Source organism: Schwartzia sp. (in: firmicutes) (assembly GCF_978017985.1).
In genome coordinates, this window is record NZ_CDXDFU010000067.1 from 1 (window position 1) to 3,814 (window position 3,814).

Genomic DNA, 3,814 nt, shown 5'->3' on the forward strand with positions numbered 1-3,814 from the left:
ATGTAGGACGCAATAACTGGGGCGCCTTCGCTAACTGGGAGCAGCGCTTTGATGATAAGAACAGCTTCACTTTCGGCGCGCGTGAAACATGGACTACTTCGGCAGAAAAAGGGCAGAACTATAACAATTTCAGCATGGCAGGGCAGTATCTGCATAAGTTCGACAACGACAACAGCATGTATGTAAATGTCTCACAATCCTTTATTATGCCTACTTTAGCAGCGATGTATAAGGCAGATGACTATCAGTACAGGGCAAATCCGGATTTGAAGCCGCAAAAAGGTATTAATTATGAGTTAGGCTGGAAGCGTGTATCTGGTGGTCACTTGTGGAAAACGGCGCTTTTCCATCAGAACGTTAAAGATAAAATTACTGCATCATTCGAAAAGACGACGGGCATATGGAACTATACTAATGCCGACTTCAAGAACACAGGCATTGAGGTTTCCTGCGACATTGATGCAAAGAACGGGTTCTCCTACAACTATGGCTTTACATGGCAGAATCCTGAGGAGAAACAGAGTGGAGCAAAAGCAAAGAAGAAATACTGGGATCGTAAGTACGGAAAATTCCAGCTTGAGGGCGGTGTGCGCTATAAGAAGGATAAATGGAGTGCTGCTATTACGGCAACGTATCTCGCTGACCGTGTGCAGACAAGCAGCACTGAGCACTCCTTCCGTACGAAGCCGTATCTTCTGACTTCCCTTACGGTGGGCTATGCTCCGACGGAGCTTACGGAGATCAATCTCTCCATTGATAACGTTCTTGACCGCCACGATGTGCTTACACACTCCAGCGCTGCCTACTACGGCCCCGGTATCAACTATATGCTGAGCATAACTCAGAAATTCTGAGGAATCATTGGGGCATAATTTGACTTAATTAGTGGTTCCTAATCAAAAAATAATAAACTTTTCCAAGCAAAATAATGTGAATATGTGTTTACATACCCGAGTCGATACTGGCTCGGGTATGTTTTTTGCATAAAAGTATATAGGAACTATATACTTTTATGCGGCAATTATTTAATGGAATGTTAGAGTTAGCGTAGACATTCATTAAAAGGAAGGATTTAATATGTGCGCGTGGAATAATAGAATATAGATTATTTTATGGAAAAACTAAATCGGATACGGAGGGGAAAATATGGATAACAAAGCACTTTACAAACTGAGCTACGGTGTATTTATGCTTGCATCAAGGGACGGAGATGTGAAAAACGGCTGCATTACAAATACCTGCATGCAGGTGGCATCTAATCCGGCGCGTATCGCCATCTCCTCCATTACAACGAATTATACATGTGAGCTCATCAAAAAAAGCGGACTCTTTACGCTTTCAATGCTGGATAACAGTGTGAAATTTGATACCATCAAAAATTTCGGCTTTCAGTCGGGACGTGATATAGATAAATTCAAATATCTCTCTGTCCCGGTTGATGCGAACGGTATTCCCTATCTGGACAAAGAGGTGTGCGCGGTATTAAGCGGAAAGGTAGTATACGGTAAGGACCTTGGCAGTCACATGCTTTTTGTGGCTGAGGTGACGGACGCGAAGATACTGAGTCAGAATCCGCCGCTGACATATGCGGACTATCAGGCACACGTGAAACCAAAACCGGAAGCGAAAAAGGATGACCGGAAAATCATCGCGTGGCGCTGCCGCATCTGCGGATATGTTCACGAGAGCCCTGAGCTTCCCGCGGATTTCTCCTGCCCGCTTTGCGGACACAGTGCAGATGATTTCGAGCCTGTATATGCTGATTAAAAATCATCGATAATTATTTTCCTGCGGAAAAATTTCGGTAAATGTGATATGCTATTAGCTGATGAATACGGCAGAAACACAAGACTTCGCGTTATGCCAAAATTGCATAATGTGAAAAGAAAGTGGGGCATAATTGCATGGCTGAGTTGCATACCAGCTTTTCGGGGCCGCTGAAAAAGGTTCCGCAGATAGATCAGTTCATTGATAAATATATTACGCAGGGCAAAGGAAATTATGATGGAGCGCTGATTGAGGACGACAGCTGGGAGGTTTTCTACCAGCTCTCGGATATGCGTACAGGCCTTCTCGGCTGGTATGACTTTCCGAAGAATGCACAGGTTCTGGAGCTGGGCTGTGAGTTTGGTGCCCTTACGGGAATGCTGTGTGACAAGGCAGCTCATGTGACAGCGGTGGAGCATTCCATGTTTCGGGCGCATACCACAGTGAAACGCTGGCAGGACAGAGATAATCTTGACGTGTATGTGGGCTCTATGCTTGATATTCCATTCAAACGAAAATTTGATGTCATTATAATGGTAGATGTTTTTTCAATGCTGGGGAAGGGCAGCCGCGCTCACGCTCCATACGTAGAGTATATGAAATATCTTCAGGATTTTCTATCTCCTCACGGACGTGTGCTGATTGCTGTTGACAACCGTTTGGGGCTGAAGTATTTCTGCGGAGCACGTGACCCGTATTCGGGCGAGCCCTTTGGCGAACTTGGCGGAGGACGGGGGAAAGGATGCCTTTTCTCACGTAAAGAGCTTGATGAGATTTTGGGCGAGTCGGGATTTTCACACAGGAAGTTTTATTATCCTCTGCCGGATTTCCGCCTGCCGCAGTTTATTTATACCGACGAACATCTGCCTAAGAGCGGTATAAGCGAAGAGTTCGTGCCATACGATCCCGCAGCGGATACAAGGGTACTTTCGGAGCTTCGGCTGTACCCCGAGATTATCGACAATGGAATGTTTGCGGTGATGTCCAATTCCTTTTTGGTGGAGTGCGCAATGCAGGAGGATTTTTCTCCTGTGCTGTCGGCGAAGCTTGCAACTGACAGAATGCCTGCGTATAATATCGCGACGTGCTTCATGAAGGACGGGTCGGTTATAAAGCGTCCTCTGACAGCCGCAGCGGATAAGGGAATCCGTGAGCTTGATGAGAATATGAGAAACCTTCGTGAGCGTGGGCTGGAGACTGTGAAGTTTGAGCTTCGCGGGGGTGATTTCATCATGGAGCGCATGGAGCTGCCTACACTTTCCGAATGGCTGGCTGAGCGCACACCAAAAGACAAGGATGAGGTCATGAAGGTATTTGACCGTCTTTGGGCGGCGATACTTCAGGCATCGCCGCCGACGCGGGACGAGGATAATTTCCTTTTGCACGAATATCCTGCGGCTGACTGGGGCGTTATTTTGAAGCGCGCCTATATAAACATGGTGCCCGAAAATATTTTCGTGGACAGGAACCGTCTGATATTCTTCAATCAGGGACTTACGAGGGAAAACTGCCCTGCAAAATACCAGATGTTCCTTGCTATCTATGAATCTACCTCGCTGCTTGAGCGTATTATGCCAATCAAAGAAGCAGCGGAGCGGTTCGGTATTGACTCCCTGTGGGCTATCATGGCAGTGGAGGAGCAGAACTTCGTTTCTGAACGGCGCCGTTACGATGCGTATCACATGTTCTACAACTGGGCAGATATGGACCCGACGGATATGATGAAGAACCGCCAGCTCCTGAAAATCATGGGCGGAGACGGTATGAGAGCAGGAAACCCGGACTGAACGGTTTTGACAGCTTCCCGAAGTTGGGAGGCTGTCTTTGTTATTTGCTCATATATTCGGAAGCGGTTCATGAATTTTTCTATTTTTAATGAAATATGTGATAAATAATACTGACAAACGAAAAAATCCTGTTATAATAATAAGTGCAACTAAACTTGTTAGAATAAAAGTAACGAAATAAAGGTGATAGATTTTTGTGGAAAAAGATTTACTGGCCATCCATGATTTGCACGCGGGCGTTGAAGGACGCGAGATATTAA

Annotated in this window: 3 protein-coding genes; all 3 read left to right on the plus strand. The window is 45.9% G+C overall.

The features are described 5' to 3' along the window. The coding region (locus ACY69O_RS03155) for a TonB-dependent receptor domain-containing protein (RefSeq protein ID WP_462332019.1) at nucleotides 1–854 on the plus strand (854 nt) is incomplete at its 5' end. 292 nt (nucleotides 855–1,146) lie between these two features. Next, complete coding sequence (locus ACY69O_RS03160; RefSeq protein ID WP_462332020.1) at nucleotides 1,147–1,767, plus strand: flavin reductase family protein; 621 nt, start codon at nucleotides 1,147–1,149, stop codon at nucleotides 1,765–1,767. A 137-nt stretch (nucleotides 1,768–1,904) separates the two neighbouring features. After that, entirely contained in the window at nucleotides 1,905–3,554 is a 1,650-nt protein-coding gene (locus tag ACY69O_RS03165) for a class I SAM-dependent methyltransferase (RefSeq protein WP_462332021.1), read from the plus strand. Nucleotides 3,555–3,814: the final 260 nt, after the last annotated feature.

What these genes read in the sequence shown, in the direction of transcription:
- ACY69O_RS03160 (WP_462332020.1), top strand. Translation starts at nt 1,147, where the DNA reads ATGGATAACAAAGCACTTTACAAACTGAGCTACGGTGTATTTATGCTT.
- ACY69O_RS03165 (WP_462332021.1), top strand. Translation starts at nt 1,905, where the DNA reads ATGGCTGAGTTGCATACCAGCTTTTCGGGGCCGCTGAAAAAGGTTCCG.